The sequence below is a fragment of the Geodermatophilus sp. SYSU D00742 genome (assembly GCF_054049935.1).
Window position 1 is genome coordinate 20,193 of record NZ_JBJGYJ010000022.1, and the last position, 25,014, is coordinate 45,206.

At 75.4% G+C, this 25,014-nt stretch carries 25 protein-coding genes, 1 pseudogene and 1 riboswitch; of the genes and pseudogenes, 16 read left to right on the plus strand and 10 right to left on the minus strand.

Annotated features, from left to right (window positions below):
- Positions 1-79 precede the first annotated feature (79 nt).
- Positions 80-763, minus strand: a complete 684-nt coding sequence (locus ACI78V_RS15340; RefSeq protein ID WP_456852197.1) for a CDP-alcohol phosphatidyltransferase family protein — start codon at positions 761-763, stop codon at positions 80-82.
- 41 nt (positions 764-804) lie between these two features.
- Between ACI78V_RS15340 and ACI78V_RS15345 the strand changes: the two genes are divergently transcribed.
- Positions 805-1,614, plus strand: coding sequence for a lipase family alpha/beta hydrolase (locus ACI78V_RS15345; RefSeq protein ID WP_456852199.1), 810 nt, complete (start codon positions 805-807; stop codon positions 1,612-1,614).
- Positions 1,615-1,758: 144 nt separating this feature from the next.
- Complete coding sequence (locus tag ACI78V_RS15350) at positions 1,759-2,454, plus strand: hypothetical protein (RefSeq protein WP_456852200.1); 696 nt, start codon at positions 1,759-1,761, stop codon at positions 2,452-2,454.
- Here ACI78V_RS15350 and metF read toward each other — a convergent pair.
- Positions 2,384-3,286 (minus strand): methylenetetrahydrofolate reductase [NAD(P)H], encoded by a 903-nt coding sequence (gene metF, locus ACI78V_RS15355; RefSeq protein WP_456852202.1) that lies wholly within the window; start codon positions 3,284-3,286, stop codon positions 2,384-2,386. The two genes, ACI78V_RS15350 and metF, sit on opposite strands and share 71 nt — an antisense overlap.
- A gap of 176 nt (positions 3,287-3,462) precedes the next feature.
- Between metF and ACI78V_RS15360 the strand changes: the two genes are divergently transcribed.
- Genes ACI78V_RS15360 through ACI78V_RS15370 form a run of 3 tightly spaced genes read left to right on the plus strand, consistent with a single transcriptional unit; the run spans position 3,463 to position 7,084 of the window.
- Positions 3,463-4,590: a polyprenyl synthetase family protein gene (locus tag ACI78V_RS15360; RefSeq protein WP_456852204.1), complete on the plus strand. Its 1,128-nt coding sequence runs from the start codon at positions 3,463-3,465 to the stop codon at positions 4,588-4,590.
- A gap of 11 nt (positions 4,591-4,601) precedes the next feature.
- Complete coding sequence (gene crtI / locus ACI78V_RS15365) at positions 4,602-6,134, plus strand: phytoene desaturase family protein (RefSeq protein ID WP_456852206.1); 1,533 nt, start codon at positions 4,602-4,604, stop codon at positions 6,132-6,134.
- Entirely contained in the window at positions 6,131-7,084 is a 954-nt protein-coding gene (locus ACI78V_RS15370) for a phytoene/squalene synthase family protein (RefSeq protein WP_456852208.1), read from the plus strand. The genes crtI and ACI78V_RS15370 overlap by 4 nt, the downstream gene beginning before the upstream one ends.
- Here ACI78V_RS15370 and ACI78V_RS15375 read toward each other — a convergent pair.
- The 3 genes and pseudogenes from ACI78V_RS15375 to ACI78V_RS15385 all read right to left on the minus strand — a co-directional run.
- Positions 7,081-7,368, minus strand: a pseudogene (locus tag ACI78V_RS15375) (hypothetical protein); the annotation flags it as partial. The gene ACI78V_RS15370 and the pseudogene ACI78V_RS15375 overlap by 4 nt on opposite strands.
- A complete protein-coding gene (locus tag ACI78V_RS15380; protein WP_456852210.1) occupies positions 7,287-7,631 on the minus strand; it encodes a lycopene cyclase domain-containing protein in 345 nt (114 codons plus the stop codon). The pseudogene ACI78V_RS15375 and the gene ACI78V_RS15380, both read right to left, overlap by 82 nt.
- A gap of 7 nt (positions 7,632-7,638) precedes the next feature.
- Positions 7,639-7,962: an Rv2175c family DNA-binding protein gene (locus ACI78V_RS15385; RefSeq protein ID WP_456852212.1), complete on the minus strand. Its 324-nt coding sequence runs from the start codon at positions 7,960-7,962 to the stop codon at positions 7,639-7,641.
- Positions 7,963-8,032: 70 nt separating this feature from the next.
- A riboswitch (ZMP/ZTP riboswitch) is annotated at positions 8,033-8,119 on the plus strand.
- A 27-nt stretch (positions 8,120-8,146) separates the two neighbouring features.
- On the opposite strand from ACI78V_RS15385, the gene ACI78V_RS15390 reads away from it, so the two are divergent.
- The 6 genes from ACI78V_RS15390 to ACI78V_RS15415 all read left to right on the plus strand — a co-directional run bounded on the left by ACI78V_RS15390 (position 8,147) and on the right by ACI78V_RS15415 (position 14,966).
- Positions 8,147-9,601: a glycine hydroxymethyltransferase gene (locus ACI78V_RS15390; RefSeq protein WP_456852214.1), complete on the plus strand. Its 1,455-nt coding sequence runs from the start codon at positions 8,147-8,149 to the stop codon at positions 9,599-9,601.
- Between the two features lie 133 nt (positions 9,602-9,734).
- On the plus strand, positions 9,735-11,735 hold the full coding sequence (gene pknB / locus ACI78V_RS15395; RefSeq protein ID WP_456852216.1) for a Stk1 family PASTA domain-containing Ser/Thr kinase: 2,001 nt from the start codon (positions 9,735-9,737) through the stop codon (positions 11,733-11,735).
- 23 nt (positions 11,736-11,758) lie between these two features.
- The gene (locus ACI78V_RS15400) at positions 11,759-12,664 is read left to right on the plus strand and encodes a deoxyribonuclease IV (protein WP_456852218.1); all 906 of its coding nucleotides are present in this window, start codon (positions 11,759-11,761) and stop codon (positions 12,662-12,664) included.
- A gap of 141 nt (positions 12,665-12,805) precedes the next feature.
- Complete coding sequence (locus ACI78V_RS15405) at positions 12,806-13,003, plus strand: (2Fe-2S)-binding protein (RefSeq protein ID WP_456852220.1); 198 nt, start codon at positions 12,806-12,808, stop codon at positions 13,001-13,003.
- A gap of 92 nt (positions 13,004-13,095) precedes the next feature.
- Positions 13,096-13,590, plus strand: coding sequence for a bacterioferritin (bfr, locus tag ACI78V_RS15410; protein ID WP_456852222.1), 495 nt, complete (start codon positions 13,096-13,098; stop codon positions 13,588-13,590).
- A gap of 191 nt (positions 13,591-13,781) precedes the next feature.
- Complete coding sequence (locus ACI78V_RS15415; protein ID WP_456852224.1) at positions 13,782-14,966, plus strand: S8 family peptidase; 1,185 nt, start codon at positions 13,782-13,784, stop codon at positions 14,964-14,966.
- Positions 14,967-15,016: 50 nt separating this feature from the next.
- Here ACI78V_RS15415 and ACI78V_RS15420 read toward each other — a convergent pair whose 3' ends face one another.
- The 3 genes from ACI78V_RS15420 to ACI78V_RS15430 all read right to left on the minus strand — a co-directional run bounded on the left by ACI78V_RS15420 (position 15,017) and on the right by ACI78V_RS15430 (position 18,531).
- Positions 15,017-16,057, minus strand: coding sequence for a threonine aldolase family protein (locus tag ACI78V_RS15420; protein WP_456852226.1), 1,041 nt, complete (start codon positions 16,055-16,057; stop codon positions 15,017-15,019).
- A gap of 81 nt (positions 16,058-16,138) precedes the next feature.
- A complete protein-coding gene (locus ACI78V_RS15425) occupies positions 16,139-17,476 on the minus strand; it encodes a class II 3-deoxy-7-phosphoheptulonate synthase (RefSeq protein ID WP_456852227.1) in 1,338 nt (445 codons plus the stop codon).
- A gap of 29 nt (positions 17,477-17,505) precedes the next feature.
- Positions 17,506-18,531, minus strand: a complete 1,026-nt coding sequence (locus ACI78V_RS15430; protein ID WP_456852229.1) for a 6-phosphofructokinase — start codon at positions 18,529-18,531, stop codon at positions 17,506-17,508.
- 78 nt (positions 18,532-18,609) lie between these two features.
- On the opposite strand from ACI78V_RS15430, the gene ACI78V_RS15435 reads away from it, so the two are divergent.
- The 3 genes from ACI78V_RS15435 (at position 18,610) to ACI78V_RS15445 (ending at position 21,782) form a co-directional block, all read left to right on the plus strand.
- A complete protein-coding gene (locus ACI78V_RS15435) occupies positions 18,610-19,551 on the plus strand; it encodes an SDR family oxidoreductase (protein ID WP_456852231.1) in 942 nt (313 codons plus the stop codon).
- Between the two features lie 57 nt (positions 19,552-19,608).
- Complete coding sequence (locus tag ACI78V_RS15440; RefSeq protein WP_456852233.1) at positions 19,609-20,466, plus strand: oxygen-binding di-iron domain-containing protein; 858 nt, start codon at positions 19,609-19,611, stop codon at positions 20,464-20,466.
- A 98-nt stretch (positions 20,467-20,564) separates the two neighbouring features.
- Positions 20,565-21,782, plus strand: a complete 1,218-nt coding sequence (locus ACI78V_RS15445) for a cytochrome P450 family protein (RefSeq protein WP_456852235.1) — start codon at positions 20,565-20,567, stop codon at positions 21,780-21,782.
- Positions 21,783-21,794: 12 nt separating this feature from the next.
- On the opposite strand, the gene ACI78V_RS15450 is transcribed toward ACI78V_RS15445, so the two are convergent.
- Positions 21,795-22,283, minus strand: coding sequence for a polyadenylate-specific 3'-exoribonuclease AS (locus tag ACI78V_RS15450; RefSeq protein ID WP_456852237.1), 489 nt, complete (start codon positions 22,281-22,283; stop codon positions 21,795-21,797).
- Positions 22,284-22,352: 69 nt separating this feature from the next.
- Here ACI78V_RS15450 and glpK point away from each other — a divergent pair, with 69 nt between their 5' ends.
- Complete coding sequence (gene glpK / locus ACI78V_RS15455) at positions 22,353-23,828, plus strand: glycerol kinase GlpK (RefSeq protein ID WP_456852239.1); 1,476 nt, start codon at positions 22,353-22,355, stop codon at positions 23,826-23,828.
- Between the two features lie 2 nt (positions 23,829-23,830).
- Positions 23,831-24,148: a DUF6221 family protein gene (locus tag ACI78V_RS15460; protein WP_456852241.1), complete on the plus strand. Its 318-nt coding sequence runs from the start codon at positions 23,831-23,833 to the stop codon at positions 24,146-24,148.
- Positions 24,149-24,193: 45 nt separating this feature from the next.
- Here ACI78V_RS15460 and ACI78V_RS15465 read toward each other — a convergent pair whose 3' ends face one another.
- Positions 24,194-24,958, minus strand: coding sequence for a lysophospholipid acyltransferase family protein (locus ACI78V_RS15465; protein ID WP_456852243.1), 765 nt, complete (start codon positions 24,956-24,958; stop codon positions 24,194-24,196).
- Positions 24,959-25,014: the final 56 nt, after the last annotated feature.

Here is a 25,014-nt window from a genome sequence, read left to right on the forward strand (position 1 = left end):
CGGTGTCGGGTCGAGCTGGACGGCGGGGGTGCCGGGCCGCGACCAGCCTAGAGGCGCCCCCGGTCGCTGCCGAGCCGAGTCAGTCGGCCAGCGCCCGGCGCAGCCCCACCCCGAGCTGGGCGACGCCGACGACGCCGAGCAGGCACCCCACGGCGGCGCCGGTCGTCACCACCTCCGCCGCGAGGCCCGGGCCGGACAGCACACCGGCCCCGCCGAGGGTGAAGCCGGTCATCGCCACGCGCGTCGGTCTCTCCCAGACCGAGACGGCGCCGGTCTCGGTGACCCCGGCCTGCCCGGCCCGGGCGCGCAGGTAGTCGGGCAGCCAGCACAGGCCGCCGTAGGCCGCGGCCAGCCAGCCGGGCGCCCCGGCGGCCCACAGCGCGGCGGCGAAGGCGGCCTCGCTGAGCCGGTCGACCGCGGAGTCGAGGACGAACCCGCGGCGGGAGGCCCGGCCGGTCGCGATGGCCAGCGCACCGTCGAGGGAGTCCAGGGCGGCGGAGACGCCGACCAGCGGCCCGGCGACCATCAGCCAGGCACCTCCGGCCCAGGCCGGGACGACGGCGGCGACCGCCACGGCGAGGCCGAGCGCGGTGGCCGCGATCGGGGGCACCCCGGCCAGCGGGCGGGCCGCGGTGTAGGCGGCCGACAGCCAGCCCCGGACCAGTCGGCTGTCCGCGGGGTCGGTCCCGCCGTGCCACTGCGACCACGCGGCGAGGTACTCGTCCCGGCTCAGCACGGCGTCCTGCCCACGCCGGCAGTCCACCAGGCGCGGCCTGCGCCGGCGAGACCGGGGACAGTGGGCGGGTGCCCGCCGGTTCCCCGACGTCCCGTCGTCTCCTCCTGGGGGCCGTCGCCCTCGCCGTCGTCGCCGCCCTGGGAGTGGGCGCGGTGCTGCTGCTGCGGGGCGGCGACCCCGGGGGCGCCGGGACGGCGGCGGTCGCGGAGCGGCCGGGCCCGGTGGTGCTCGTCCCGGGGTACGGCGGCTCGACGGCCGCGCTGCAGCCGCTGGCCGACCGGCTGGGCGCCGAGGGCCGCGACGCCACCGTGGTCGCCCTGCCCGGCGACGGCACCGGTGACCTCACCCGGGCGGCCGACGCGCTGGCCGCGGCCGTCGATGACGCCCTCGCCCGCACCGGTGCCGACAGCGTCGACGTCGTCGGCTACTCGGCCGGCGGGCTCGTCGCCCGGCTGTGGGCCGCCGACGGCGGCGCGCACCTGGCCCGCCGCGTCGTCACCCTCGGCTCGCCGCACCACGGCACGACCGTCGCCGACCTCGCCGCCACCGTGGCCCCGGACCGGTGCCCGGAGGGGTGCCGGCAGATGACCACGCGCAGCGCGCTGGTCGCCGCGCTCAACGCCGGGGACGAGACCCCGGCGGGCCCGGACTGGGTGTCGGTCTGGACGACGGCCGACCGGACGGTCACCCCGCCGGAGTCGGCCCGGCTGGACGGGGCGCTGAACGTGCCGGTGCAGTCGGTGTGCGCCGACGCCCGGACCGGCCACGAGGAGCTGCCGTCCGACCCGCTCGTCGCGGGCCTGGTGGTCGAGGTGCTCGGGCCCGGCGAGCTCGTCGCACCGGTGGCCGCGGACTGCGGGCGGCTGCGCGCGGGCTGAGCCCGCGGGGTGAGGCGCCCGCTGGGCAGGAGTCCGCGGCCGCGCTGCCGATGGCGGCCGGTGGACGGACACCCCGGTCCGACGACCGACGGGCACGCCCGCGGATCCGCATGGACCGGCGGCACCGGCGGGTAGGACCCGCTCATGGCAGCCATCAGCGATGCGGTCGTCGTCGACGTCCTCCGGCGGGTCGACCGCCTGACCGCCCCGCTGGTCCGCCGGCTGGGCCGGCCCCCGGCGCTGCCGCAGGCCGAGCGCACGCGGTGGTGGGCGCACCGCGTGGCCCGGGTGGCCGCCGGGGTGAGCGCGGTCCCGCGGTTCGCCGGCAAGCTCGCCGACCTGCTGCCGCTGCAGAACACCGTCGGGGCGGCGGTGCAGGCCCTCGTCGTGGGCGGGGTCGCCGCCGAGCACGGCGTCGAGGACCCGGCCGAGCGGGTGTCGCTGCTCGCCCGGGTGCTGCTGGGCCGGGAGCTGCCCGTGGAGGAGGTGCGGCCGCTGCTGCAGCGCGCGAGGGGCACCTACGCCGACGAGGCCCTCGGGGCGCGGGACGACCGGGCCGGCGTCCGCGGCAACGTCCGCACGCTGTGGCGGGTGGCCCGACTGCTCAGCCGGATCGACGAGACCCTCGACGCCCGCCCCAAGGGCAAGCTGCGTCACCGTTTCCTGGCCAACCTGCCGGTGGTCGGGGTGGTCGGTGGCTACGCCGCCGAGCGGGAGGCGCTGCGCCGGGCCGCCGCCGAGGCCGCCGCGGCGCTGGGGGCGGCGCCGGTCAGTGGACGGCGGGGACCGCGGTCAGGTTGGCGTACACCTCGCGCGTGGCCGTCGAGCGGTTCATGGTGATGAAGTGGATGCCGGGCACGCCCTCGTCCAGCAGCGTCCGGCACAGGTCGGTGGCCACCTCGACGCCGTAGGCACGCACGGCCGCCTTGTCCTCGGGCCGGTCGCCGTCCAGCTCGGCGAAGCGCGCGGCCAGGGGGGCCGGGAACGCCTGGCCGGACAGCTGCACGATCCGGGTGATCTGCCGGGCGTTGGTCACCGGCATCACCCCGGCGATGATCGGGACGTCGCAGCCGCGGCCGGCCACCCGGTCGCGCAGCCGCAGGTAGTCCTCGACCCGGAAGAACATCTGCGTGATGGCGAAGTCAGCCCCGGCGCGGCACTTGCGGACGAACATCTCGACGTCGGTGTCGAAGTCCGGCGAGCGCGGGTGGCGCTCGGGGAAGGCGGCCACCCCGACGCTGAAGTCGCCCATCGAGCGGATGAGCTCGACCAGCTCCGCGGCGTAGGTCAGGCCCTGCGGATGGGCCACCCACTCCGCCTGCGGGTCGGTGCCGGGCGGGTCGCCGCGCAGCGCCAGCAGGTTGCGCACCCCGGCGGCGGCCAGCCTGCTGACCACGTGCCGCAGCTCGGCGACGCTGTGGTCGACCGCGGTCAGGTGCGCCAGCGGCGTCATCGTCGTCTCGGTGGCGATCCGCTCGGTCACCGACACCGTGCCCTCGCGGGTGGAGCCGCCGGCGCCGTAGGTGACCGACACGAACGACGGCCGCAGCCGCTCGAGCTCACGCAGCGCCGTCCACAGCTGGGCCGCACCGTCGGCGGTCTTGGGCGGGAAGAACTCGAACGACCAGGTCGGCCGCGCCTCCGCGAGCAGGTCCCGCACGGTGCCGGTCATGGGCCCCGAGGATACGGATCGAGTTCCCCCGCGATGGCTGCATCCACCCGGTGTCGTCGGGCGAAGAGGACGGAGGACGTGTGCACGCGCGGAACGAGGAGGCTGGCCCGTTGACCCTGATCGAGGACGTCCCACAGGCCGCGCGGGCCGCCACACCGGCAGGCGATACTTGGGCGATGACCGCTGGGGCGCGCACGCGCGGGACCACCGCCCTGCCCGACGCCCCGCCCGTGGCCGCCGCGGAGGTGGACCGCGTCCGCGCCGCGGTGCACCTGGCCCTCGCCGGCTTCCTCGACGAGCAGCGGGACGTCCTCACCGCCATGGACGCCGCCCTCCTGCCCGTGGTCGACGAGGTCCGCGCCCTGGCCGACGGCGGCAAGCGGCTGCGTCCGCTGTTCGCCTACTGGGGCTGGCGCGCGGCGCGCGGCGAGGGCCCGGCCGAGGACGACGCCGCCGTGCTGCGCGCCGTCGCGGCCCTGGAGTTCGTGCACGCCAGCGCGCTGGTCCACGACGACGTCATGGACGGCGCCCTCACCCGCCGCGGCCGCCCGGCCACCCACGTGGGCTTCGCCGCCCGGCACGGTGACGGGCGGCTCACCGGGGACGGCGGGACGTTCGGGGTCGGCGCGGCCATCCTCGTCGGCGACCTGGCGCTGGTCTGGTCCGACGAGCTGCTCCGCCGCTCGGGCCTCTCCCCCGCCACCCTCACCCGGGCCCGCGCGGTCTGGGACACCATGCGCACCGAGGTGACGGCGGGCCAGTACCTGGACCTGCTGCGGGCCGCCGGCGGCCTGCCCGGCGCCCAGGGCGCGCTGACCGTCGCCCGCTACAAGAGCGCCGGGTACACCGTCCAGCGGCCGCTGCAGCTCGGCGCCGCCATCGCCGGGGCCGGCGAGCGGGCCGCTGAGGCCTGTACCGCGATCGGGCTGCCGCTGGGCGAGGCGTTCCAGCTGCGCGACGACGTCCTCGGGGTGTTCGGCGACCCGTCGGTCACCGGCAAGTCCGCCGACGACGACCTCCGGGAGGGCAAGCAGACCCTGCTCGTCGCCCTCGCCGAGGAGGCGACGGACGACGCCGGGCGCCGGTTGCTGGCCGCTCTGCTCGGCAACCCGGACGCCTCGACGGAGGACCTCGACGCGCTGCGGGCCCTCATCGAGACCACCGGCGCCCGCGCGCGGGTGGAGGAGCGCATCGCCGAGCGCACCGCCCTCGCGCGCACCGCCATCGCGGAGGCCCCGTTCGCCGGCGACGCCCGGGCCGCGCTCGACGCGCTCGCGGTGGCCGCCACCACCCGCACCGCCTGATGGTCCGGACCGTGCCCGGGCGCACCGACCGCGTGGTCGTGGTGGGCGCCGGGCTGGCCGGCCTGTCGGCCGCGCTGCGGCTGCGCGGCGCCGGGCGCGAGGTCACCGTCGTCGAGCGCGGTCCCGGCCCCGGTGGCCGCGCCGGCCGCATCGAGGAACGCGGCTACGCCCTCGACACCGGCCCGTCGGTGTTCACCGCCCCCGAGCTGGTCGCCGACACCCTCGCCGCGGTCGGGGAGGAGCTCGAGGACCGGCTGCCCCTCGTCCCGCTGGACACCACCTACCGCGCGCAGTTCGCCGACGGGTCGCACCTGGACGTGCACGCCGACCCGGCCGCCTTCGCCGCGGAGGTGGAGGCGCTGTGCGGGCCGGGCGAGGCCGCCGCGCTGCGCCGCTACCTGGCCGAGCTGGCCGAGCTCTACCGGTTGCAGCTGGACACCTTCATCGACCGCAACCTCGACACCCCGCTGGACCTGCTCGGGCCGGAGCTGGTCGCGCTGGCCCGGCGCGGCGGGTTCGGGCGGCTGTCCCGGCACGTGGCGCGGGCCTTCACCGACGACCGGCTGCGCCGGCTGTTCAGCTTCCAGGCCCTCTACGCCGGGGTCAGCCCGCAGCGGGCGATCGCCGCCTACGCGGTCATCGCGCAGCTCGACATCGGCGCCGGCGTGTGGCACCCGGTCGGCGGGATCGCCGCCGTCCCGCGGGCACTGGCGGCCGCGGCGGCCGACGCCGGCGTGGCCCTCCGGTACGGCACCGCCGTCCGGGAGCTGGAGCTGTCCGGGCGGCGGGTCACCGGCGTCCTGCTCAACGACGGGGACCGGCTGCCGGCCGACGCCGTCGTGGTGACCGTGGACCGGCCCGAGCGCCTGGTGCCCGGCTCCTCCCGGCGGCGCCGGCCCGTGTACTCGCCGTCCTGCGTCGCCCTGCACGTGGGTGTGCGCGCCGAGCTGCCCGGCCAGGCGCACCACACCATCAGCTTCGGCACCGCGTGGGAGGAGGTGTTCGAGGAGCTGACCCGCGCCGGCCGGCCCATGAGCGACCCGAGCCTGCTGGTGAGCATGCCGTCGGCCACCGACCGCAGCCTGGCCCCCGACGGCGGGCAGGTGCTCAGCATCGTCGCCCCCACGCCCAACCTGGACCCGCACAGCGGCGGCAACCCCGACCTGGACTGGACGGCGCTGGGCCCCCGCTACCGCGACGAGGTGCTGGCCACCCTGGAGGCGCGCGGCTGGACCGGCCTGACCGGCGGCATCGAGGTCGAGCACATGGACACCCCGCGCACCTGGGCGGCGCAGGGCATGGCCGCCGGGACGCCGTTCGCGCTGGCCCACACCTTCGGCCAGACCGGCCCGTTCCGGACGCCGACCCTCCCCCGCCGCGGCCCGGAGAACGTCGTGCTGGCCGGGTCGTCGGTGCAGCCCGGGGTGGGCGTGCCCATGGTCGTCATCAGCGGCCGGCTCGCGGCCGAGCGGATCACCGGCCCCGCGCACAGCCGCGGACCCGCACGGCGCACGCCGGCGGACGTGCACGGACGGGCGGGGTGACCACGCTGCAGCCGCCGCCGACGCGGGAGGAACGGCAGGAGCGCCTCGACGCCGCCTACCGGCACTGCGCCGCGATCGCCGCCGCGCACGGCAAGAGCTACCACCTCGCCACCCGGCTGCTGACCCCCGAGCGCCGCCCGGCGGTGCACGCCCTCTACGCCGCCGCCCGCACCGCCGACGACCTGGTCGACCACCCCGGCGCCGACCCCGCCGGCGACCTGGCCGCCTGGTCCCGCGCGGTGCTCGCGGAGCTCGACGCCGGCTGGTCCGGCGACCCGGTGCGCCTGGCGCTGGTGCACACCTACCGCCGGTACGACATCGCCGTCGAGCACCTCGTCGACTTCCTGGCGGCGATGACCAGCGACCTCGACGTCACCGGCTACGCCGACATGGACGCCCTCGACCGTTACATGTGGGGCTCGGCGGCGGTGATCGGGCTGCAGGTGCTGCCGGTCCTCGGCACCGCGCGGGGCGTGGCCCGTGAGGAGGCCGAGCCGCACGCCATCGCCCTGGGCGAGGCGTTCCAGCTGACCAACTTCCTGCGCGACGTGGCCGAGGACGTCGACCGCGGCCGCGTCTACCTGCCCGCCGACCTCATGGCCGCGCACGGCGTGACCCGCGAGCAGCTCGCGGCCAAGCGGTACGACGCGCGCTTCCGCGCGCTGATGCGGGAGATGGTGGCCATCGTGCGGCGCCGCTACGACGACGCCGCGCCCGGGACGCCGATGCTCGCACCGGAGTCCCGCGACTGCGTGCGGGCCGCGACCGACCTCTACGGCGGCATCCTCACCGAGATCGAGCGCGCCGACTACCGGGTGCTCGACCGCCGGGTGCGGGTGTCCAGGCCGCGCCGCCTGGGGGTGTTCGCCCGCCGGTTGACCGCCGCCCAGCTGGCCAGGGTCAGGGTGACCATGGCGAAGCCGAACAGCAGGTCCTCGACCGGGGCGTAGGCGATCCGCGGGCCCCAGATGGTGTCCGGGGCGTAGACGACGACCTCCATCCCGGTGAGCACGCCGTTCATCAGCAACTGGAAGGTGACCACGATCGCGTAGGCCACCCAGAAGACCCGCCGGGTGACCATCCGCGTCCGGTAGACCGCGAGGTCCACCACGAGGACGGCGACCACCGCGAGCACCGCCAGCGTCGAGTAGCTCACCGCTCGGCCTCCTCGGCCGGGTAGCCGGCGTCCCAGCCGGTCACCTTCCGCACCGCCTCCAGCGCCAGCACCGAGCACAGCGGGACGACGAGGAAGAACAGCACCTCCTCGACCGGGAGACCGCCGGGCAGCCGGACGCCCAGGGTCAGGCGGTCGGAGTAGTCCCAGTGCCCCTGCGCGATCGCGTACAGCACCCAGACCACGAAGACGGCGAACTCCGGGACGACGGCCACCAGCAGCCGCCGCCAGCGCGCGTAGACCCGCACCCGGAGGACCAGCTCCAGCGGCGCGGTGACGACCAGGCAGCCGGCCAGGAGCGCCAGGTACGTCAGGGAGCCCACGCGCGACTCAGAACGCCAGTGCCTGGGCCCGGCGGGTGACCTCGGTGTGCCGGTCGTTGCGCAGCGCCTCGACCGGGGTGCCGGGCAGCGACTCGTCGGCCCGGAACAGCCACTCGAAGGCCTCCTCGTCGCTGAACCCGCCGTCCCTGAGGACGGTGATGAGCCCCGGCAGGTGCTTGAGGACGGCGCCGTCCTGCAGGAAGTCCGCCGGGATCCTGCTGTTGCCGCTCCCGGGCACCGCCATGAGCTTGCGCTCGCGCAGCAGCTGACGGACCCGGTTCGGTGAGACCCCGAGGACGGCGGCGACCTCCGCTGGGGTGAGCGTCTCCATGGGCAGCGAGCCTATGGCGCCCGGGCGACGGACACCGGCGGGACCGGTCCCGCGGCCACGGCTACCATCGCTGCGGGGCCGTGACTGGCGCATCGAGGTGGGCACGACCACCGGGGAGCGGCCCGCACCACCCCCGCCGGGCGCCTGGGCACCTCCCCGAGTCGACCCCCGCTGGAGGGCTCCCATGACCGACGCCACCGCCGCCTTCGACGCCGCCACCGCGTCGGCGGCCTACCGCAGCGCCCTCGACGTCATCGGGGCCGTCGAGCCCCGCGTGGCCGACGCCATCGGCGCCGAGCTCGCCGACCAGCGTGCCTCGCTCAAGCTCATCGCCAGCGAGAACTACGCCAGCCCCGCGGTGCTGCTGACCATGGGCAACTGGTTCAGCGACAAGTACGCCGAGGGCACCGTCGGGCACCGCTTCTACGCCGGCTGCCAGAACGTCGACACCGTCGAGGCGCTGGCCGCCGAGCACGCCCGCGCGCTGTTCGGCGCGCCGCACGCCTACGTCCAGCCGCACTCCGGCATCGACGCCAACCTGGTCGCCTTCTGGGCGGTGCTGGCCACCCGCGTCGAGGCGCCGGCCCTGGAGAAGGCCGGCGTGCGGCACGTCAACGAGCTCACCGACGCCGACTGGAGCGACCTGCGCCACGCCCTGGGCGACCAGCGGATGCTCGGCATGTCGCTGGACGCCGGCGGCCACCTCACCCACGGCTTCCGGCCCAACATCAGCGGCAAGATGTTCGAGCAGTCCTCCTACGGCACCGACCCCGCGACCGGGCTGCTCGACTACGACGTCGTCCGGGAGCGGGCCCGCGAGTTCCGCCCCCTGATCCTCATGGCCGGCTACTCCGCCTACCCGCGCCGGGTCGACTTCGCCAGGATGCGGGAGATCGCCGACGAGGTCGGTGCGACCCTCGTCGTCGACATGGCCCACTTCGCCGGCCTGGTCGCCGGGAAGGTGCTCACCGGCGACTTCGACCCGGTGCCGCACGCCCACGTCACCACGACGACGACGCACAAGTCGCTGCGCGGTCCGCGCGGGGGCATGGTGCTGGCCCAGCCGGAGTACGCCGACGCCGTCGACCGCGGCTGCCCGATGGTCCTGGGCGGTCCGCTCCCGCACGTCATGGCGGCCAAGGCGGTGGCCTTCGCCGAGGCGCGCCGTCCGGAGTTCGCCGGCTACGCGCAGGCCGTCGCCGACAACGCGCAGAGCCTCGCCGAGGGCCTGACCCGCCGCGGGGCGACGCTGGTCACCGGCGGCACCGACAACCACCTGGTGCTCGTCGACGTCAGCTCCTTCGGCCTCACCGGCCGGCAGGCGGAGTCCGCGCTCCTGGACGCCGGCATCGTGACCAACCGCAACGCCGTCCCGGCCGACCCCAACGGCGCCTGGTACACCTCCGGCGTCCGGCTGGGCACCCCGGCGCTGACCACCCGCGGCTTCGGGGCGGCCGAGTTCGACCGCACCGCCGAGCTGATCGTCGACGTCCTGTCGGGCACCACGCCCACCGCCACCCGGGACGGCGGCGTGTCGAAGGCCGGGTACACGACCACCGAGGGCCTGGCCGAGCGGACCCGCGCCGCCGCCGCGGAGCTGCTGGACGAGCACCCGCTCTACCCCGGCCTCGACCTGTAGGGGACCGCGGGGCCGGGTCCGTTCGGCCCGGCCTGACGGGTAGGAGGGGACGGGTGTGACGGGTGAACCGCCACACCGGTCACACCCGCGTGTGCGGGCGGCGGACGTCCCGGCCGCTCCTACACTCGACCGGGTGGACACCGCCGTGACCGACCCCGCGGTCGGCCTCGTCCTGGAGGGGCGCTACCACCTCCAGGAGCGGCTGGCCCGCGGCGGCATGTCGACCGTCTACGCCGCCCAGGACCTGCGGCTGCACCGGACGGTCGCGGTCAAGGTCATGGCCGAGCACCTCATGCACGACCCGACCTTCGTCGACCGGTTCACCCGCGAGGCGCGGGCCGCGGCGATGCTGAGCCACCCCAACGTCGTCTCGGTGAGCGACCAGGGCAGCGACCAGGGCCTGGTGTTCCTCGTCATGGAGCTGGTCCGCGGCCGCACGCTGCGCGACCTGCTGCAGGCCCGCGGCCGGCTCACCATCGGCGAGGCGTTCGCCGTGCTCGAGCCGGTGCTGTCCGGGCTGACCGCCGCGCACCGGGCCGGCATCGTGCACCGCGACATCAAGCCGGAGAACGTCCTCATCGGGGCCGACGGGGTCGTGAAGGTGGCCGACTTCGGCCTCGCCCGCGCGCTCACCGGCACCGGACAGACCAGCCACACCGGGGGCGTGCTCATCGGCACCGTCGCCTACCTCTCCCCCGAGCAGCTCGAGCGCGGCAGGGCCGACGCGCGCAGCGACGTGTACGCCGCCGGGGTCGTGCTGTTCGAGATGCTCACCGGTCACCCGCCCTACGGCGGCGACACCCCGCTGGCGGTGGCCTACCAGCACGTGCACCACGACATGCCCAGGCCGTCGGACGAGGTGCCGGGCATCCCGTGGGAGGTCGACGAGCTCGTCGCGCGCACCACCCGCCGCGACCCCGCCGTCCGGCCGCTGGACGCCGGCGCGTTCCTCGCCGACCTCGAGGACGTGCGCAGCGACCTCGGCATCGACCGGGTCCCCGTGCCCACCGGCCGCAGCACCGCCGGCCCCGGCACACTGCGCCCCACCAACCGGCCCAGCCGTCCGCGGCACCCCAGCGACCCGGGCCCCTCCGACGGCACCGAGGTGCTCGGCGCCACGAGCACCCGCCCGGGTCGCGGCGCGCGCACCTCGATGCTGCCCGGCACGGTCCCCGGCCCGACCACCGACGTCGCCGGCCGCCGCCCGTCGCTGGAGCAGCGCCGTCCCGGCGTGCCCCAGCACATCCGCCGCCGCCGCGCGCGCCTCGCCGTCGCGGTGGTGCTGCTGCTGGCGATCACCATCGGCGCCGTCGGCTGGTGGATGGGCTCCGGCCGCTGGACGACGGTGCCGGCGCTCGCCGGCAAGGAGCAGTCCGCCGCCATCGACCTGCTGCAGGAGGCCGGGCTGGACCCCGACTGCTGCGCGGAGGAGTTCAGCGAGGAGGTCGACGCGGGCGTGGTCATCGCCGCCGACCCCGACGGCGGTGAGGCGATCCGCGGCACCGACGTCCGGCTGACCGTCTCCAAGGGCCCCGAGCGGTTCGAGGTGGACCCGGCGATGGTGGGTCGGCCGCAGGAGGAGGTGCTCGGCCGGATCGAGGCCGGCATCCCGGTCGTGTCCAAGGTGGTGCAGGACTACGACAACAAGGTGCCCGTCGGCCACGTGACCGGCTTCGAGCCCGAGGCGGGCACCGAGCTCAAGCGCGGTCAGGAGCTGATCGTCTACGTCAGCCGCGGGCACGAGCCCGTGGCCGTCCCCGCCGTCGTCGGCCTGTCGCCCGACGAGGCGGCGGCCAACCTGCAGGCCCTCGGGTTCACCGTGCAGCGGACCGAGGGGCGCAGCGCCGACGTCGACCCCGGCGAGGTGATGGCGGTCGACCCGGCCGCCGGCCAGGCCGCGCCGCACCGGAGCACCGTCACGATCCAGGTGTCGGTCGGCCTGCCGCAGGTGACGGTCCCCGACGTGGTCGGCAGGAGCGAGGAGGAGGCGACCGCCGCCCTCCGGGCCGCCGGCCTGCAGGTGCAGGTCAGCCAGTTCTTCGGCAACCGCGTGCTGCGGCAGACGCCCAGCGCCGGCGAGGTGGTCGACATCGGCACGTCGGTGACGATCCTGGTGACCTTCGGACAGGACTGAGGACACTGCGCACACTCCCCGGTGTGCCGCCGATCGGCGCGCACATCCAGATCAAGGGCGGGCTGGCCAAGGGCGGCCTGGCCTACACCGACGCCGTCGCCGCCCGGGCCGTGCAGGTCTTCGTCGGCAACCCCCGCGGGTGGAAGCTCACCGCCGGTGACGCGGAGCAGGACGCCCTCTTCGTCGAGGGCTGCGCCGAGCGCGGGGTGCCGTCGTTCATCCACACGCCGTTCCTGGTCAACGTCGGCTCCCCCACCGAGGCCACCGTCGAGCAGTCGATCGCCTCGATCGCGCACAACCTCGCCCGGGGTGCGCAGCTGGGCTGCCGGGGCGTCGTCGTGCACGCCGGCTCCGCCGTCGGCGAGGACCGCTACGAGGACGCCCTGCGCCAGCTGCACGAGCGGTTGCTGCCGGTGCTGGAGGCGGCGCCGGCCGACGGCCCGCGGCTGCTCGTGGAGCCGACGGCCGGTGGTGGCAGGTCGCTGGCCGCCACCGTCGAGGACCTCGGCCCGTACCTGGCGGCTCTCGAGCACCACCCCCTGGTCGGCGTCTGCTTCGACACCTGCCACGCCTGGGCGGCCGGTCACGACCTGTCGGTGCCCGGCGGCATGACCGCCACGCTGGACGCGCTCGAGGCCACCGTGGGCCCCGGCCGGCTGGGCCTGGTGCACGCCAACGACTCCCTGGACGACTGCGGCTCCAGGCGCGACCGGCACACCACCATCGGCGAGGGCACGATCGGCAGCGGCGAGTACGGCACCGGCCCGTTCGCCGAGCTGCTGGCGCACCCGTCGATGGCCGGCGTCCCGGTCGTGGTGGAGACGCCGTCGGAGCGGGACGGCGTCGCCTGGGCCGGTCACGCCGCGGACATCGCCCTGCTCAAGGACCTCACGGCCCCCCGGCCGGCCGCCGTCCCGCTGGCGAGCTGAGTCCTCCGACCGTCGCGGGACGTCCTGCTGGTGATGCCGCACACATCCCGGCTCCCGAAGATGGGCACAACGACCCTTGGCGTTCCGCTAAGGGTCGGCTAACTTAGGGGTGCCTTTCCTTCCCCGGCCCCGGGAGTGCGCGTGTACGTCTGCATCTGCTTCGCCGTCAGCGACACCCAGCTGGCCGGCGTGATCGACGAGGGCGCGCGCACCGAGGAGGAGGTCGGCGAGGCCTGCGGTGCGGGCACCGGGTGCGGCAACTGCCTCGACCGCATCTGCGACCGGCTGCGCGCCGTCGACCCGCTGCACGGCCTCGAGCTCCGCGAGCCCGCCGCCTGAGGACAGGCTGCCCATGCTGAGGCCGACCTGGGTGCGGCCGGGCCCGGACCGTGCCACTAGCCTCGGCCCCAGTCGAGCCGAGGAGGAGCGCCATGCAGGGTGACGCACGGGTCATCGAGTACCTCAACGAGCAGCTGACCAGCGAACTCACCGCCATCAACCAGTACTTCCTGCACGCCAAGATGCAGGCCAACTGGGGCTACAACAAGCTGGCCAAGCACACCCGGGACGAGTCCATCGAGGAGATGACCCACGCGGAGCGGCTCACCGACCGCATCCTCTTCCTCGAGGGTCTGCCCAACTACCAGAAGCTGCTGCCGCTGCGGATCGGGCAGACCGTCCGCGAGCAGTTCGAGTCCGACATGGCCATCGAGGTCGAGGTCATCGCGCGGCTGCGCGAGGCCATCCCCTACTGCGAGTCGGTCGGCGACCGGGTGAGCAAGAACCTCTTCGAGCAGATCCTCGCCGACGAGGAGCACCACATCGACTACCTCGAGACCCAGCTGCACCTGCTCGACACCCTCGGCGAGCCGCTGTACCTGGCCGGCCAGATCGAGCACCCCACCCCCGGCGACCACGCCGAGTAGCCCTCCACACGCACGGCAGCGGGCCCGCACCCCCCGGGGGTACGGGCCCGCTGCCGTGCCGGCGCCCGACCCACCCGCCACACGCGTCACGTGCCCGCGTGGGAACCGGACGCGGTCCCCGTCCCCGTGTTCGCTGCCGGTGCCTCCCACCGCGGACCCGAGGCGCCGCAGCCTGCGATCGAGGAGACCCCGTGCCCATCCGCCGCCCCCTGGCCGCTGCCGTGCTGGCCGTCCTGGCCGCCACCGGAGTGGGGGCCACGGCCGGCCCCGCAGCCGCTGCCCCCGCCGAGACCGCACCCGGCTCGGCTCTCGCGTCCTACGTCGTCACCGTCGACCCCGGGACGCGCCCGGCGACCGCCGCCGAGCGGGCGCGCGGACTCGGAGGACGGATCAGCCACGTCTACACCGAGGCGCTATCCGGCTTCGCCGTCCGTCTGCCGGCAGCGCTCGCCCCACGCCTCGCCGCGCTGCCGGGCATCCGCGCGGTCGAACCGGACGGGCCGGTCCGGGTGTCGGCGACCCAGGCGATCGCGCCGTCCACCGGGCCGTGGGGACTGGACCGCACCGACCAGCGCGCCCTGCCGCTCGACGGGTCCTACACGTACACCGCGACCGGCTCCGGCGTCACGGCGTACGTGATCGACACCGGGATCCTGACCGGCCACACGGAGTTCGGCGGGCGGGCCGCGGTGGGCACGGACGTGCTCGGCGGCACCGGACAGGACTGCAACGGGCACGGCACCCACGTCGCCGGCACGGTCGGGGGCGCCACGTACGGCGTCGCCAAGGACGTGTCGCTGCTCGCCGTGCGCGTGCTGGACTGCGCCGGCAACGGCAGCATCTCCGGCGTCATCGCCGGCGTCGACTGGGTGACCGGCCACCACCAGGCCGGCGTGCCCGCCGTCGCCAACATGAGCCTCGGCGGCGCGACCAGCACGGCGCTCGACAACGCCGTGGCCCGCTCGATTGCCGACGGCGTCACGTACGCCGTGGCGGCCGGCAACGGCAACGCCGCGGGCATCCCGCAGGACGCCTGCAAGACCTCACCGGCGCGGGTCTCCGGGGCGCTCACGGTGGCGGCCAGCGACGAGACCGACCGCCCGGCCTCCTTCAGCAACTACGGCCGCTGCGTCGACCTGTTCGCCCCGGGCGTCCGGGTCGCCAGCGCGTGGCACACGGCCCCGGCCGCGACGGCGGTCCTGAACGGCACCTCGATGGCCACCCCGCACGTGGCGGGGGTCGCGGCCCGCTACCTGCAGGACCACCGGACCGCCTCACCCGCCGCGGTCGGTAGCGCCGTCCTCGGCGCGACCACGAGGGACGCCGTCCCCACGACCCGCACGGCGAACAACGACCTGCTGCACGGCACCTGGTGAGCAGCGCGCCGGGCCGCCTCCGTGCGCGGAGGCGGCCCGGCGCGGCGGGGTCAGCGGTCCAGCAGCCCCGCGAGGACGTCGGCGGCGCGCTCGACGCCGGCCCGGTCGACGTCGAGGTGGGTCACCAGCCGGACCCGGCGCGGGCTCACCTGGGAGACCAGCACCCCCTGGGCCTTGGCGGCCTCGGCGACCACGGGCGCGGGGACGTCGTCGAGCACGACCATGTTCGTCTCCACCGTGGCCGGGTCGACGCCCAGCCGCTTGGCCAGCAGCCGCGCGTGCTCGTGGTCCTCGGCCAGCCGCGCGAGGTGGTGGTCCAGGGCGTACAGACCGGCGGCGGCCAGGACGCCGACCTGCCGCATGCCGCCGCCGAGCCGCTTACGCCACAGCCGGGCGGCCGCGATCCGCTCGGCCGAGGCGACCAGCACCGAGCCCACCGGCGCGCCCAGGCCCTTGGACAGGCACACCGAGGCGGTGTCGGCCAGCCGCCCGTAGGTGGCCAGGTCGATCCCCGAGGCGACCGAGGCGTTGAACAGCCGGGCGCCGTCGAGGTGCACGGCGACCCCGGTCTCCCTCGACCAGTCCCACAGCCGCTGCAACTGCTCCAGCGGCTGCACCAGGCCGCCGCCGCGGTTGTGGGTGTTCTCCACGGCGACCGCGGCGGTGGCGGTCAGGTGCCAGTCGCCGCGCGGGCGCACCTGGGCGATCAGCTGGTCGGCGTCGAGCCGGCCGCAACCAGCCGTCCCACCCTCCCGCCCCTGACCACCGGTCACGACCGTGCGGGTCGAGATGCCGAACACCGCGGCCGCGGCGCCCATCTCGTAGGTGACCACGTGCGCGTCGGCGTCGCAGAGCACCTCCTGGCCCGGCTCGCAGACCAAGCGCATGCCGATCTGGTTGCCCATGGTCCCGGAGGGCACGAACAGCGCCGCCTCGTGGCCCATGAGGTCGGCGACCCGCTCCTCCAGCGCCCGCACCACGGGGTCCTCGCCGTAGACGTCGTCGCCGACCTCGGCCCCGGCCATCGCCCGCCGCATGCCGGGCGTGGGCCGGGTGACGGTGTCACTGCGCAGGTCGACCACTGCGGTCATGACGACCTCCCGCAGGGTCCCTGCACCGGCCCCGTCCAGAGGCCCGTCCCGAGCTTGCGGGGGATGAGGAGGACGGGACCCTTACCCACGCAGCATCTCGGCGACCAGGAACGCCAGCTCCAGCGACTGGCCGGTGTTCAGCCGCGGGTCGCAGGCGGTCTCGTACCGGCTGTTGAGGTCCTCGTCGCTGATCTCCATGGCGCCGCCGAGGCACTCGGTGACGTCCTCACCGGTGAGCTCGACGTGGATGCCGCCGGGCCACGTGCCCAGCGCCCGGTGCACGTCGAAGAAGCCGAGGACCTCGTCGACGATGCGGTCGAAGTGGCGGGTCTTGTAGCCGGTCGAGGACTCGTGGGTGTTGCCGTGCATCGGGTCGCACTGCCACACGACCTGGTGCCCGCTGGCGGTGACCTTCTCGACGATCGCCGGGAGGACGTCGCGGATCTTGCCGTTGCCCATGCGGCTGATCAGCGTGAGACGCCCGGGGACACCCTCGGGGTCCAGCCGCTCGACCAGCTCGGTGGCCTGCTCCGGGGTCGTCGTCGGGCCGATCTTGACGCCGATCGGGTTGGTGATCCGCGACATGAACTCCACGTGCGCGCCGTCGAGCTGCCGGGTGCGCTCACCGATCCAGACGAAGTGCGCCGAGGAGGCGTAGGGCCGGCCCTCGTGCACCCGCAGCAGCGCCCGCTCGTAGTCGAGGACCAGCGCCTCGTGGCTGTTGTAGAGCTCCACACCCCGCAGCGCGGCGTCGTCGACCCCGCAGGCCTTCATGAACGCCAGCGCCCGGTCGATCTCGCGGGCGATGACCTCGTAGCGCACCCCGGCCGGGGAGTTGGCCACGAAGTCCTTGTTCCAGTCGTGCACCGCGTGCAGGTCGGCCATGCCGCCGCGCGCGTACGCCCGGATCATGTTCATCGCCGCGGCCGAGTTGGCGTAGGCGCGGACCAACCGGTGGGGGTCCGGGATGCGCTGCTCGAGCACCGGCTCCAGCGCGTTGACCATGTCGCCCCGGTAGGAGGGCAGGCCCAGCGCGTCGATGTTCGACGACCGCGGCTTGGCGTACTGCCCGGCGACCCGCCCCACCTTGACCACGGGCACGCTGGCGCCGTAGGTGAGCACGACGGCCATCTGCAGCAGCGTGCGCGTGGTGCTCTGCAGGTGCGCGTCGGTGTTCAGGTCGAAGGTCTCCGCGCAGTCCCCGCCCTGCAGCAGGAACGCCCGACCCTGCGCGACCTCGGCCAGGCGGGTGCGCAGCTCGTCGACCTCGCTGGGGGCGACGATCGGCGGCACCGACGACAGGGTGGAGAGGACGGCGTCCAGCGCGGCGCGGTCGGGCCACTCCGGCTGTTGGGCAGCCGGCAGCTCACGCCACCGGTCGAGGCCGGGGACCACATCCGCGGGATCGGGAAGGCTCACGCCTACAGAGGGTACGGCGGTGCCGCCGCTCAGCCGAAGAAGACCTCCACCTCCGCGTACCGCTCCACGGGCACCAGTTTCAGCCGGGCGGTCGCCGCCGTCAGCGGGACGCGGACGATGTCGGTGCCCCGCAGCGCCACCATCACGCCGGACTCGCCGTCGTGGACGGCGTCGACGGCGGCCAGCCCGAACCGCGTGGCCAGCACCCGGTCGAACGGCGAGGGGGTGCCCCCGCGCTGGATGTGCCCGAGCACGACCGCCCGCGCCTCCCGCCCGGTGCGCTGCTCGATCAATGAGGCCAGCGCCGTGCCGATGCCGCCGAGCCGCACGTGGCCGAACGCGTCGGTCTCCCCCGTCGCGAGCACGAGGTCCCCGCCCTTGGCGACCGCCCCCTCGGAGACCACGACGATCGGCGAGTAGCCGGAGTCGAAGCGGTGCTGGCAGTGCGCGACGACGGCGTCGACGTCGAAGGGCTGCTCCGGGATGAGGACGACGGTGGCCCCGCCGGCCATCCCCGCGTGCAGGGCGATCCACCCGGCGTGCCGGCCCATGACCTCCACGACGAGCGTGCGGTGGTGGCTGTCGCCGGTGGTGTGCAGCCGGTCGATGGCCTCGGTGGCCACGCCCAGCGCGGTGTCGAAGCCGAACGTGTAGTCGGTGGCGTCCAGGTCGTTGTCGATCGTCTTCGGGACACCGACGACGGTCACGCCGGCCTCGGCCAGCCTGGTGGCCACCCCGAGGGTGTCCTCCCCGCCGATGGGGATCAGCGCGTCGATGCCCAGCCGCTCGAGGTTGGCCATCACCCGGTCGGCGCCGCCCTCGAGGGCGTAGGGGTTGGTCCGCGAGGTGCCCAGCACGGTGCCGCCACGGGGCAGGATCCCGCGGACGGCGGACAGGTGCATCGGCACCGTGTCCGCCTCGAGCACGCCCCGCCAGCCGTCGCGGAAGCCGACGACCTCGTCGCCGTGCTGGGTGACGCTCTTGCGGACGACCGCCCGGATGACCGCGTTCAGGCCAGGGCAGTCACCGCCGCCGGTCAGGATGCCGATGCGCATGTGCGTCCTCCGCGGGAAGGGTCCTCGCTGCTCAGCGGTTCGTGCGGTCATGATGCCGCACTCCGGGCCAGGTCACCCGTGACGCGCACGATCGGGGTCACCGGGGCCACCGGCACCCTCGGCGGGCGGGTGGCCGCCCGCCTCGCCGGGCGGGACGACGTCGCCCTGCGACTGGTGGTCCGCGACCCGGGGCGGGCCCCGCGGTTGCCGGGCGCGGAGGTCGTCGCCGCACCGGGCGGGTACGCCGACGGGCCCGGCCTGGCCGCCGCGCTCGCCGGCGTGCACACCCTCTACCTGGTGTCGGCGGCCGAGGCCGAGGACCGCCTGGAGCAGCACCGCACCGCCGTCCGCGCCGCCGCCGACGCCGGCGTGCAGCGGGTCGTCTACACGTCCTTCCTCGGCGCCGCGCCGGACGCCGTCTTCACCCTCGCCCGGCAGCACGCCGCCACCGAGGACGCCCTCGCCGCCACGGGCGTCCGGTCCACGGTCCTGCGGCACGCCATGTACGCCGACTTCGTGCCGTTCTTCGCCACCCTCGAGGAGGGGCGGGTGGTGATCGCCGCCCCGGCCGGCGAGGGCCGGGCGAGCTTCGTCTCCCGCGACGACCTCGCCGACGTCGGCGCCGCCGCCCTCCTGGACGACTCCCCCGCCCTGGACGGCGCCACGCTGGACGTCACGGGGCCGGCGCCGCTCTCGCTGGACGAGGCGGTGGCGGTCCTGGCCGAGGTCACCGGCCGGCCCGCGGTCTACCGCCGGCAGACGGTCGAGGAGGCCTGGGCGACCCGCCGTCCGTCCGGGCACCCCGACTGGGAGATCGAGGGCTGGGTGACCAGCTACCTCGCGATCGCCGCCGGCGAGATGGCGGCGGTCAGCGACGTCGTCCCCTCGCTCACCGGCCGGCCCGCCCGGACCGTCGCCGAGCACCTGCGTGCCCACCCGGAGGACTGGGCGCACCTGCGGGGCGCAGCCGGGACCGGCCGGAGCACTAGTGCCCTGCCCGGTGCCTCCCCGGACGCCTAGCGTCGAGCCGCGGGCCGAGCCGCGGCGCCGCCGAACACCCCGTCCGGAGGTGCCGGGATGGACAGTCCCTACCAGGCCGCGCCCGACGTCCACGTGCTCCCCGCCAACCTGGCGCTGCCGGGAGCCGGCGTCCTGCCGATCAACGCCTTCCTGATCATGGCCGAGGAGCCGGTGCTCGTCGACACCGGGCTCGGGGTCGACGCCGACCAGTTCATCGACGCGCTGAGCTCGGTCATCGACCCCCGCTCGCTGCGCTGGATCTGGCTGACCCACGACGACGCCGACCACACCGGCAACATCCAGCGGGTCATGGACCTGGCGCCGGACGCCCGGCTGGTCACGCACGGGTTCAGCGCCCTGCGGATGGCGACCTGGTGGCCGGTGCCGATGGACCGCGTGCACGCGATCCGGTTCGGTGACGAGGTCCACGTCGGCGACCGCACCCTGACCGCCGTCGCCCCGCCGCTGTTCGACAACCCGATGTCCACCGGCGTGCTGGACCGCTCCACCGGCGCGCTCTTCAGCGTCGACGCCTTCGGGGCGATCATCCCGGAGGCGACGCACGACGCCGCCGAGGTGCCGCCCGAGGCGCTCGCGGGCGGGATGCTCGGGTGGGCGACGATGGACTCGCCGTGGGTCCACCTGACCGAGCCCGCGGAGTTCGGTCAGGTCCTGGACCGGGTCCGCCGGCTGCAACCGACCCGGATCTTCTCCTCGCACCTGCCCACCGCCAACGGGACGGCGCTCGAGGACTTCCTGCGGGTGCTGCAGCAGGTGCCGACGGCCGAGCGCTTCGTCCCGCCGGACGCGGAGGAGTTCACCCGGATGATCACGGCGCTCACCGAGCTGCAGCGCGCCGGGGTGCCGGTGCCCCGCACGGGGGCGGAGCCGCGGGCGAACGCACCGGCCACCTGACGGGTCACCGCGTCCCGGGGAGGCATCGACCCGGTCCCCGCCCGGTGCCACGCTGGTCCCCGTCCCACGGGGGTCCTGCGACCGGAGGGGAGCCGGCCATGACCGTGCCCACCACCCCGCTGGCCGACCCGCTCGAGCTGGCCGACCCCTGGCCGGTGCTCGCCGCGCTGCGCGAGAGCGGGCCGGTCCGCCGCACCGACCCGCGGTTGGGGCTGCCCGTGTGGGTGGTCGCCCGCTACGACGACGTCCTGGCGGCGCTGGGCGATCCGCGGCTGAGCAACGACCCGCACCACGCGGTCGCGCTGCGCCCGCTGCTGCGCGGCGACTTCCTGAGCCGCAGCATGATCGGCACCGACCCGCCGGAGCACACCCGGCTGCGCCGGCTGGTGTCCCAGGCCTTCACCGCCCGCCGCGTCGAGGGGCTGCGGCCACGGGTGCAGCAGATCACCGACGCGCTGCTCGACCGGTTCACCCCGCGCGGCACGGCCGAGCTCGTCGGCGAGTTCGCCCTGCCCCTGCCGATCACCGTCATCGGCGAGCTCCTCGGCGTCCCGGAGGCCGACCGGGAGCGCTTCCGCGCGTGGACCGACGAGGTGCTGGACCGGCCGTTCGACCCGCACGAGGACATGGCGCGGGTGGCGGCGGCCCGGCAGCGGATGCACGGCTACCTCGCCGACCTCGTCGAGACCAAACGCGCACGGCCCGCGGACGACCTGCTCAGCGACCTGGTCGGGGCGACCGACGAGGGTGAGCGCCTCGACCGGCAGGAGCTCCTCGCGATGACCTTCCTGCTGCTCGTCGCCGGGTACGTCACCACCGTCAACCTCATCGGCAACGGCACGCTGGCCCTGCTGCGCTCCCCCGACCAGCTCGACCGGCTGCGCGCGGACACCTCCCTCGTGCCCCGGGCGGTCGAGGAGCTGCTCCGCTTCGACGGCCCGGTCAACCCCGGGCTCACCCGCTACGCCGTCGAGGACCTCGAGATCGGCGGGGTGGCCATCCCCCGCGGGGACGTGGTGCTGCTCGCGATCGCGGCGGCCGACCGCGACCCCGACCGCTTCCCGGACCCGGACTCCCTCGACGTCGGGGCAGGCGGTCGCGGACACCTGGCCTTCGGGCACGGCGTCCACTACTGCCTGGGCGCTCCGCTGGCCCGGCTGGAGGGACAGGTCGCGTTCACCGCGCTCCTGGCCCGGCTGCCGGACCTCGCCCTCGCCGTGGCCGAGGACGAGCTGGAGTGGTCGGCCGGCGGCGTCCTGCGGGGCGTGAAGGAGCTGCCGGTCCGCTTCACCCCCACGCCGGCCCGGGGCGCCTGACCGCCGCGGCCGTCAGCGCGGCCGTGCGCCCTCCATCGCCTGCCAGCGCGCCAGGTTGTAGCGCGCGTCGACCAGCGCGTCGTGGGTGCCGGCCGGCTTGGGCGGCAGCGGCGGCTGACCGAGGTCGTCCCACCGCTGGCGCAGCTCCCGGGTGAACCGCGGGATCGGCCGGGGCAGCGCCGGCATCGCGCCCCACAGCTGGCACAGCGCCACGTGGTCGTAGGCGGCGAACCAGGCCCACAGCTCGATCTCCTCACCGGGCCCGGTGAGGAAGGCCAGGAGGTCCTCGCGGATGCGCTGCCGGCTGCGCCAGGCCCGGTCGGCCGGCGGGGGCAGCTGGTCGAGCACGTTGCGCCGCACCCACGGGATGGCCCGGCGCTCGTCGAACTCGGTGCTGACGGCGTAGAACTCCCGCCCGGTCTCGTCGACGACACCGATCGACACCAGGTCGATCGTGGTGCCGTCCTCGATGAACTCGGTGTCGTAGAAGAACCGCCGCACGGCACCCACCGTAGGCGGGTGGGCTCGGCGCGGTGCTCGCCGCAGGGGCCACCGGATAGGTTCGGGCCCATGCCGGTGCTGGCGATCGACGCGGGGACGACCGGGGTGACCGCGCTGGTCGTGGGTGAGGACGGAGCCGTCCTCGCCCGCGGCTACCGCGAGTTCGCGCAGCTGTTCCCCCACCCGGGTTGGGTCGAGCACGAGCCCGAGGACATCTGGACGGCGACCCTCGCCGCGTGCCGTCAGGCGCTGGCCGGCACCGACGCGCAGCCGACCTGTGTCGGGATCACCGACCAGCGCGAGACCGCCGTGGTCTGGGACCGGCGCACCGGCCGCGCGCCGCGGCCGGCGATCGTGTGGCAGGACCGGCGCACCAGCGGCATCTGCGACCGGCTGCGCGAGGCCGGGCACGAGGAGCGGGTCGCCGAGCTGACCGGGCTGCGGCTGGACCCCTACTTCACCGGCACCAAGTTCTGCTGGCTGGCGGCCGAGGAGCCGCGCCTGTGGGCCGGGGTCCGCGACGGCAGCCTGGCGCTGGGCACGGTCGACTCGTTCGTCGTCGCCCGGCTGACCGGCGGGGCCGCGCACGTCACCGACCCCAGCAACGCCTGCCGCACGCTGCTCTACGACCTCGGGACGGGCGGGTGGTCGGAGGAGCTGTGCGCGCTGTTCGACGTCCCCCGCGCCGCGCTGCCGGAGGTGGTGCCCAGCTCCGGCGCCGTCGGCACCACCGACCCCGACGCGTTCCTGGGGCTGGAGCTGCCCGTCGCGGGCATCGCCGGCGACCAGCAGGCCGCGCTGTTCGGCCAGGCCTGCTACTCCCCCGGCATGAGCAAGTGCACCTACGGCACCGGCTCCTTCGTGCTCACCAACACCGGGGCGACGCCGGTCCGCTCGGACGCCGGGCTGCTGACCACGGTGGCGTGGGACCTCGGCGACGGCCTGGTCTACGCGCTGGAGGGGGCGATCTTCGTGACCGGCGCGGCGGTGCAGTGGCTGCGCGACGGGCTGGGCCTGATCGACTCCGCCGCCGAGATCGAGGGCCTGGCGCGCACCGTGCCGGACTCCGGCGACGTCGTCTTCGTCCCCGCGCTGACCGGCATGGGCGCCCCGCACTGGGACCCCCACGCCCGCGGCGCCATCGTCGGCCTCACCCGCGGCACCACCCGCGCGCACCTGGCGCGGGCCACCCTTGAGGCGATCGCCTTCGAGGTGCGCGACGTCGTCGACGTCATGGTCGACGAGGCCGGGCTGGAGGTGCCGGAGCTGTCGGCCGACGGCGGCGCCAGCGCCAACGACCTCCTGCTCCAGCTGCAGGCCGACCAGCTGGGCGTGCCGGTGCGCCGTCCGGTGGTCACCGAGACCACGGCGCTGGGTGCGGCGTTCCTCGCCGGGCTGGGCACCGGGGTGTGGTCGACCACCGACGAGCTGGCCGCGACGTGGTCCCTGGACCGCCGGTTCGAGCCCGAGCCGGGACGGCGGGACGACGGCCGGCACGACCGCTGGCGGGCCGGCCTGGCCCGGGCCGGCGGCTGGGCGGTGTGAGCATGCCGACGACCGGCCGCCACGCGGACCTCCCCCTCCGGGACGGCGACCTCGTGGAGTTCCTGCTGGCCCGGTTCGACGAGGACGAGGAGGCCGCCCGCTTCGTCCAGCTCAGCCCCGTGCCGAGCAACCGGGCCCTGGTCGAGCACGTCCTGCGGGACGCCGCGGCCAAGCGGCAGCTGGTGGAGTACTTCCGCGACCTGGAGCGGCAGGGCACGCGCGGCGACACGATGGACCACGCCCTGCGCCTGATCGGCCAGACCTACGCCGAGCACCCGCACTACCGCGACGAGTGGCGCCCCGGGCCGCACCCGGCGTGACGGTGGACCCCGTCCGGCCCCTCCCGGGCACCGCCCGGGAGGGGCTCAGCCGGCCAGGGTGTCGGGCGCCCGGTCGCCGGCCTCGTCGACGGGGGGCTGCATCTCCCGGATGACCTCGGAGGCGCTGGCCCCGGTCGCGTCCATCGACTTCTTGACCTTGGCGCCGTAGACGTCGACGTACTCCTGCGACGACAGGGTCATGATCTCGTACATGATCTCGTCGGTGATCGACCGCTCGACGAAGCGGTCGCCGGCCAGCCCCTCGTAGCGGCTGAAGTCCAGGGGCGCCCCGAAGCGGACGCACACCCTGGGCAGTCTCTCCCCCACCAGGGGCAGCCGGCGGGGCCGGTAGACCATCGCGACGGGGACGACGGGCGCGCCGGTCTCCAGCGCCATCCGCGCCACGCCGGTCTTGCCGCGGAACAGCCGCCCGTCCGGCGAGCGGGTGCCCTCGGGGTAGATGCCGAGCAGCTTGCCCTCGCGCAGGATCCGCAGCCCGGTGCGGATCGCGTTCTCCGCGGCCGAGGCGTTGGTGCGGTCGATCGGCACCTGCCCCGCGCCGGAGAAGAAGGCGCGCTGCAGGAAGCCCTTCACGCCCTTGCCGGTGAAGTACTCCGACTTCGCGAGGAAGGTGACGCGACGGCGCAGCGACAGGGGCATGAAGACCCAGTCGGCCGCCGACAGGTGGTTGCTGGCGAGGATGGCCGCCCCCGTGCGGGGGACGTTGTCCACGCCCTCGGCCCGCGGCCGGAACACCACCTTGACGACCGGGCCGACCGCCACGAACTTGAGGAACCAGTAGAACAACACGCCTCCCTCGGGGGCTGCCAGACTAAGGAGCCCGGCGGCCCGGCGACAACGTGACG

Coding starts and splice junctions, on each gene's coding strand:
- ACI78V_RS15460 (WP_456852241.1), top strand. CDS start 23,831: ATGCCGACGACCGGCCGCCACGCGGACCTCCCCCTCCGGGACGGCGAC.
- ACI78V_RS15440 (WP_456852233.1), top strand. CDS start 19,609: ATGGACAGTCCCTACCAGGCCGCGCCCGACGTCCACGTGCTCCCCGCC.
- bfr (WP_456852222.1), top strand. CDS start 13,096: ATGCAGGGTGACGCACGGGTCATCGAGTACCTCAACGAGCAGCTGACC.
- glpK (WP_456852239.1), top strand. CDS start 22,353: ATGCCGGTGCTGGCGATCGACGCGGGGACGACCGGGGTGACCGCGCTG.
- ACI78V_RS15430 (WP_456852229.1), bottom strand. CDS start 18,531: ATGCGCATCGGCATCCTGACCGGCGGCGGTGACTGCCCTGGCCTGAAC.
- ACI78V_RS15390 (WP_456852214.1), top strand. CDS start 8,147: ATGACCGACGCCACCGCCGCCTTCGACGCCGCCACCGCGTCGGCGGCC.
- ACI78V_RS15360 (WP_456852204.1), top strand. CDS start 3,463: ATGACCGCTGGGGCGCGCACGCGCGGGACCACCGCCCTGCCCGACGCC.
- ACI78V_RS15420 (WP_456852226.1), bottom strand. CDS start 16,057: ATGACCGCAGTGGTCGACCTGCGCAGTGACACCGTCACCCGGCCCACG.
- ACI78V_RS15445 (WP_456852235.1), top strand. CDS start 20,565: ATGACCGTGCCCACCACCCCGCTGGCCGACCCGCTCGAGCTGGCCGAC.
- ACI78V_RS15385 (WP_456852212.1), bottom strand. CDS start 7,962: ATGGAGACGCTCACCCCAGCGGAGGTCGCCGCCGTCCTCGGGGTCTCA.
- metF (WP_456852202.1), bottom strand. CDS start 3,286: ATGACCGGCACCGTGCGGGACCTGCTCGCGGAGGCGCGGCCGACCTGG.
- ACI78V_RS15350 (WP_456852200.1), top strand. CDS start 1,759: ATGGCAGCCATCAGCGATGCGGTCGTCGTCGACGTCCTCCGGCGGGTC.